This window comes from Metabacillus niabensis, from assembly GCF_902829255.1.
Classification (GTDB): domain Bacteria; phylum Bacillota; class Bacilli; order Bacillales; family Bacillaceae; genus Metabacillus; species Metabacillus niabensis.
Window position 1 is genome coordinate 21,517 of record NZ_CADEPK010000185.1, and the last position, 6,757, is coordinate 28,273.

General features: G+C 35.4%; 4 protein-coding genes and 1 other annotated feature. Of the genes, 3 read left to right on the top strand and 1 reads right to left on the bottom strand.

Going from position 1 to position 6,757, the window contains the following annotated elements:
• Positions 1–68 precede the first annotated feature (68 nt).
• Positions 69–3,077 (bottom strand): transglycosylase domain-containing protein, encoded by a 3,009-nt coding sequence (locus HU235_RS12720; protein ID WP_174880443.1) that lies wholly within the window; start codon positions 3,075–3,077, stop codon positions 69–71.
• A gap of 135 nt (positions 3,078–3,212) precedes the next feature.
• Positions 3,213–3,435, top strand: a binding site (T-box leader).
• Positions 3,436–3,506: 71 nt separating this feature from the next.
• Between HU235_RS12720 and tyrS the strand changes: the two genes are divergently transcribed.
• The 3 genes from tyrS to HU235_RS12735 all read left to right on the top strand — a co-directional run.
• Positions 3,507–4,769, top strand: coding sequence for a tyrosine--tRNA ligase (tyrS, locus tag HU235_RS12725; protein WP_095302890.1), 1,263 nt, complete (start codon positions 3,507–3,509; stop codon positions 4,767–4,769).
• Between the two features lie 225 nt (positions 4,770–4,994).
• Positions 4,995–6,185 carry a multidrug efflux MFS transporter NorA gene (norA, locus tag HU235_RS12730; RefSeq protein WP_095302889.1) on the top strand — a complete coding sequence of 397 codons (1,191 nt, stop codon included), beginning with the start codon at positions 4,995–4,997 and terminating at the stop codon, positions 6,183–6,185.
• 30 nt (positions 6,186–6,215) lie between these two features.
• Positions 6,216–6,757, top strand: a 542-nt coding sequence (locus HU235_RS12735) for a MerR family transcriptional regulator (protein ID WP_174880444.1), incomplete at its 3' end; no start/stop codon positions are given.

Below are 6,757 nucleotides of genomic sequence, written 5' to 3' on the forward strand. Positions count from 1 at the left end.
CATCAAGACTATTGATGAGATTTATCATAAATAGAGAAAAAAAGATCCCTCAGAAAAGGGATCTTTTTTTATTGTACTAAAGAACCATTAGCTATTTGATTTTCTGTAGTGTTATCAGGTTTATTCTCCGGAGCCTTAGTCGGAGCGTTATTTTCGGGAACCTTAGCTGGAGCGTTTTCCGGAGCCTTGGCCGGAGCGTTTTCCGGAGCCTTAGCTGGAGCGTTTTCCGGAGCCTTAGCTGGAGCGTTTTCCGGAGCCTTAGCCGGATCATTTTCCGGAGCCTTTGTAGTAGCCTTCGGAGGTTCCGTATTCACCTTAGCTTCTGAGTAATTTCCAACTTTAATAATAGTTGATGGTGAAGATTCTCGACCAGCAACATCGACTGCTACAATATAGTATGCTGCAGGCTTCGTTCCGACAGTTACCCCTAATGTATCAGATGCATGTACTCTAGCAACTTTAGTGAAATTAGTTGAATTGTTTGCAGCTGCATAGACTCTGTAGCCGATAATATCATTTTCCCCATTAGCATTCCAACTAATTCTCGAACCGTTTATGTGGACACCACTAACTGCGTTAGGATTTGCCCCATTATCTGATAATACATTATCCTCTATGATGACAAGATTACCCCAATTAACAGTGCTAGGTAATAGGTTTTTTAGTTCATTAACACTGCCTACCCCATATCTATTAAGGATATCTTTAGAAATCGTTACACCCATCTGAACAAATTCAGATGGTGCAGAGCCTGGTACTTTAAATGCCTTGCCGTTCATAAAGACAAATTTATTTTGGGTAAGGCTATTATCTACTTTACTGGGTAAATACTTAGCATTAAATAAATCTGTCTTTACTAAACCAGCGTCTTTGCATAAGGATGACGGTAGATCACCTGTAAGTGAACAGTAAGAACGAGAAACAATTCCATCAGGCATTTGGAAACGTTCTTTTGGTGCAACAAGCTCTGGCTCCACCTCATGAGCTACATTCATGAGCTTAGCCCACAAAAGAATGTTCCTATTACTGTACGACATGCCCTTATATGATTTCTCTAAAGGTTTCGGTGTATCGTAACCAATCCACGTTCCAAACGTAACATTTGGGTTAGATGCGACAAACCAAGCATCTTTATAATCCTGCCCAGTACCTGTTTTACCTGCCCAATCTGCATTAAATGATAGATAGCCATTTAGTGAACTAGCGGTACCACTTTTAATAACATCTCGCATCATATCGATCGTTAAGTATGAAGTTTGCGGAGTAAATACATTTGTTTCAGTTTTTTCATGCTGAAAAATAATTTCTCCATTGCTATCTTCTATTTTCTCAATCATATATGCATCAATAAATTTCCCATTATTTGCAAAGGTTGTATAGGCATTAACATTTTCTTCTATAGTAACACCTGTCGTAAGGGCACCTAAGCTTAGGGAAGGTGCGCCGTAATCATTCTTATGAAGACTAGTAAATCCCATTTTTTCAAGGTATGATAATGGATTTTGGTCTATTATACTCATATAAGTTTTTACAGCAGGAATATTATAAGAATGCTTTAAGGCATTTCGAATACTTGTTAACCCATGATAACCATCACCATAGTTACCCGGTCTGTATGGTTTATCTCCTGGAATATTTACTGTATAAGGTGTATCAGCAATAATTGAACCTGGCTGTATCTTACCTAATTCCATTGCAGGTGCATACACGAGTAATGGTTTCATCGTCGAACCATTAGCACGTTTTGCCTTTGTTGCATGATTTAATGCTTCTCGGTCATAATCACGGCCACCAACAAAGCTGATGATTTTTCCGGATTTGTTTTCAATTAACATTCCACCAACCTCAACAGGCTCTTTAACAGTAATTGTTTCACCTGTATCAGGGTCCTCTTTTTCAACTGTTCGATCACTTCCATAATATTCGTAGTCGGCAACGACCTTTTGCATTTTATCATAAATGTCTTTATTTATCGTTGTATGAATTTTATATCCATTATGTCGAATATCATTGTCTGCGAGTGTTTTGTATTGGTTATAAAGATTTTCATCCTTTTGTAAATCATCTTCTGTATAACCATCTTCCTCTGCAAGTTTGACTAAAATAATTTCCTTTGCACGATCCTCAATTTCATACGTAAGATACGGATAGGTATCAACTGGTAAAGGCTTTTTATCTGTTAAGTTAGCACGAATATCGTATTTGAGAGCTTCATTATATTCTTTCTCTGTAATAAATCCCCCTGTATACATTCGGCTTAAAACCGTTTTCATTCGGTTAATACCTGGCTCAAGATCTTCTTTTACTTTACCACCATCATTTGAAAATGGCGTATAACGAAATGGACTTTGTGGTAACCCAGCTATGAATGCGGATTGAGCAAGATTTAAATCCTTTGCATTAACACCGAAAATACCTTTGGCAGCAGCTTGAACACCTGCAATATTTCTTCCGTTTGAATTACGGCCAAAATCAGTCACATTTAAATAAGCTTCAAGTATTTCATCTTTTTCAAAAAACTTTTCTAATCTTAATGCAAGTAATATTTCCTTTGCTTTTCGATCAAAGGATACTTCACTTGTTAAGATTTGATTTTTTATTAATTGCTGGGTTAAGGTACTACCACCTGTTTGTACTGATGCATTTGTAAATTCTTGAAATAACGCACGCATAATTGCCTTCGGAACGACCCCGTCATGCTCATAAAAGAGTTCATCTTCAGTAGCAATAACGGCATTAATTAAATGTTTAGAAATATCTTTTAGTTGTACTTCCTCACGTTCAATGTCTGAATTGAGTTTACCGAGATAAACATTGTTCGCGAAGTATACATCTGACGATTCCTCATAATTGTATATTTCATTTTTCATTACTTGATATGAACGAATTGGTTCGTCCTTAACTAATGAGGCAAAATAGCCAGCTCCTACTCCTCCAGCAAAGCATATACCAATTAGGCCAATAACGATAAATAATAAAATAAGATTACTAACAACTTGATAGACAATACCTAATCTTTTTGATATATCTTTGTTAAAAGGAGAGTAGCGCCTCAGTTTGGTTTCCTTTTTTTCCATATGCTATCCCCCCTGAATCGTTTCCTATTATACCATAGGAAATAGAAATAATTGTATGCTTTTGTTCATAACTCGCTTTTGTATTTGACATTTAATGAGCAATATGGTTAAATTTCATTTATTAAAACTACATAGGAAATTGCTAAGATTGGTTTAAGTAGTGAAGGTCTCCCTATTATAGAGAGCTGATGGTTGGTGGAAATCAGCATACAGGCTTTTCATGAATTACGTCCATGAGCTGCTTTTTTGAAAGGATTTTATCTGATTAGAAAAAGACGGGTAAACCGTTATATAACCGAGTGAGGATTTTGATAGTAAGATCCTAAGTAGGGTGGTACCGCGATTTTTCGCCCCTTCAGTAATGAAGGGGCTTTTTTGCGTTTTAGTCTATACAATTCAAAATAAAATAGCTAAAAAGGAGATAAGAACATGAGTGAACTATTAAAAGATTTACAATTTAGAGGCTTAGTAAATCAGGTTACAGATGAAGAAGGATTAACAGAGCTTTTAGAAAAAGAGAAAATTAATCTCTATGCTGGATTTGATCCGACAGCAGATAGTCTTCATATTGGTCACTTATTACCAATATTAACTCTTAAGCGGTTTCAATTAAATGGACATCATCCAATCGCGCTTGTAGGTGGAGCGACTGGTTTAATTGGTGATCCAAGTGGCAAAAAAGCTGAGCGAACATTAAATACGACTGATATCGTCCAAGATTGGTCAGATCGAATTAAAGGTCAGCTTTCAAGATTTTTGGACTTTGATGCAAAGGAAAATCCAGCGATAATTGAAAATAATTACAATTGGATAGGCAGTCTTGATGTTATTTCCTTCTTACGTGATGTTGGTAAAAACTTTGGCATTAATTATATGCTTGCTAAAGATTCAGTGAAGACACGAATTGAATCAGGTATTTCGTTTACAGAATTTAGCTATATGATTTTACAATCATATGATTTCCTAAAGCTATACCAAAACAATAATTGTAAGCTGCAGATTGGTGGTAGTGATCAATGGGGGAATATAACTTCTGGTTTAGAATTAATCCGTAAAACAGAGGAAAATGCAAAAGCATTTGGTTTAACAATTCCGTTAGTTACGAAGGCAGATGGTACAAAATTCGGTAAAACTGAAGGTGGGGCAATTTGGTTAGATGCAGAAAAGACATCTCCATATGAATTTTACCAATTTTGGATTAACACTGATGATCGTGATGTCATTAAATACTTAAAGTACTTTACTTTCCTATCTAAACAAGAAATTGAACAGTTGGAAGAAGAGGTTAAGCAGGCACCTGAAAAACGCTTGGCACAAAAGGCACTTGCAGAAGAAATGACAAAGCTTGTTCATGGGGAAGATGCTTTAGAACGGGCGGTAAAAATCTCTGCTGCACTATTTAGCGGTGATATAAAACAGTTAACAGCAGATGAAATATTAGAGGGATTCAAGGATGTACCTTCAACAAAAGTTGAAGAGGCGGAAATTGGCTTAATTGACTTGCTTATTCAAGCAAAAATTTCTCCATCAAAACGACAAGCTCGCGAGGATATTTCAAATGGCGCAATTTATATTAATGGGGAAAGAGTTCAAGATCTAGAAAAAATCATCTCAACTGAAGACAAAATTGGCGGGCAATTTACAGTTATTCGTAGAGGAAAGAAAAAATATTTTCTTATTCGCTATGTATAATGTAATAAAATAAGGTAAACACGAAAGAATATATAAAGGCCGACATTTATCGTATAGTGTATGTACGTGAATGTCGGCCTTTTTTATTTAAAGGCACATTAGGGGGAATTCTAAATTTCCATTCATGATTGATTTGACTTAGATACTAAAATATTGACTCTATAGCTACTATAGGGTTTATATTGAATCTAGAAGAATATTTTTAACAGTATAAGGAGAATAAGGATGAAAAAGCAGAAAGTGACATTGGCTATATTATTAACAAATTTATTTATTGCATTTTTAGGTATTGGCCTTGTCATACCAGTTATGCCAACAATCATGAATGAACTAAATTTAACAGGGGCAATTGTCGGATATTTAGTTGCTGCATTTGCAATAGCCCAATTACTTATCTCACCGATAGCAGGCAGGTGGGTTGATGATTTTGGAAGAAAAAAAATGATTACACTCGGATTACTTATTTTTAGTTTATCAGAGTTTTTATTTGCTATTGGTGAATCAATCGAGATTCTTTTTATATCAAGGGTGTTAGGTGGATTTAGTGCAGCATTTATTATGCCAGCTGTTACAGCATTTATTGCAGATATTACAAATTCCGAAACTAGACCTAAAGCGCTAGGATATATGTCGGCTGCCATTTCAACTGGTTTTATTATTGGGCCAGGGATTGGAGGTTTTTTAGCAGAGCTTGGACATCGGATACCATTTTATTCTGCATCAATTTTAGCTTTATTCGCGGCGTTCTTTTCAATTTTCATGCTTCGGGAACCAGAACGAAATCATGAAGAGGATGCACAAGAGCGTATCACCGGATTTAAACGTATTTTAGAATCAAAATATATGATCGCTTTCGTAATTATATTTATTTCTGCATTTGGCTTAGCGGCATTTGAATCTTTATTTTCACTATTTGTCGATCATAAATTTAGCTTTTCTCCAAAGGATATAGCGATAATTATTACTGGAGGGGCAATTGTTGGAGCGATTTCGCAAGTTTTACTTTTCGATCGTTTAACGAATTTACTTGGGGAAATACGTTTAGTACGTTATAGCCTAATTTTTTCTGCTGTATTAGTCTTCCTGATGACAGTAGTCCATTCATATTTCACGATCCTTTTTGTAACAGTTATCGTATTTGTTGGGTTTGATTTAATGAGACCAGCTATTACATCCTATTTATCAAAAATTGCTGGTAATGAGCAGGGCTTTGTTGGTGGTATGAATTCAATGTTTACAAGTATTGGAAATGTTTTGGGGCCAATAATCGGAGGGATTTTATTTGATGTTGACTTAAACTATCCGTTTTACTTTGCAACAGTCCTCTTAGCTGTCGGTGTAGGAATTTCATTTTCATGGAAAGGGCAAAAGGGAGCTGATAAGTATAAAGCACCTTCTTTCAATAATGCAAAATAAGACGATTAAATGACAGAGGAAGAAATAGCTATGGAAGAAACGTTATATTCAATTGGGGAAGTAGCAAAGCTTGCAAATATATCTGTACAAACGCTTAGATATTACGACAAAATTGGCTTATTCAAACCAGCATATACTGATCCAAATACAAATTATCGTTATTATCGTGATTCTCAACTATATCATTTAGATATTATAAAATCACTTAAACATATTGGGACTTCACTAGAGGATATAAAAAAGGCGCAACGTTTAAAGACGGAGGATCTGTTAGATTTCTTAAACAAGCAAGAACGGATTATAGAAAAAAGATTGAAGAAATTAATAGATATAAAACAGGTTCTTGCTAATGTTAAAGTACGGATGGAAAAGCAGCTAAATGACTCAATGTTTGGAGAAGTGACAATTCAATATGAGGAAGAGGTACTAATTTTACAAACTCAAGCAAGGCATTTAACTCCTGTTGACATTTTAAATGCCTCTTATAGTGAATTGAAGAATGCAGTCGAGAATGAGGTAGGCGAATGGAATAATAGCTATGGTGCGATTATTCCTTTTCAATCATATAAAGA

Coding starts and splice junctions, on each gene's coding strand:
- tyrS (WP_095302890.1), top strand. CDS start 3,507: ATGAGTGAACTATTAAAAGATTTACAATTTAGAGGCTTAGTAAATCAG.
- norA (WP_095302889.1), top strand. CDS start 4,995: ATGAAAAAGCAGAAAGTGACATTGGCTATATTATTAACAAATTTATTT.
- HU235_RS12720 (WP_174880443.1), bottom strand. CDS start 3,077: ATGGAAAAAAAGGAAACCAAACTGAGGCGCTACTCTCCTTTTAACAAA.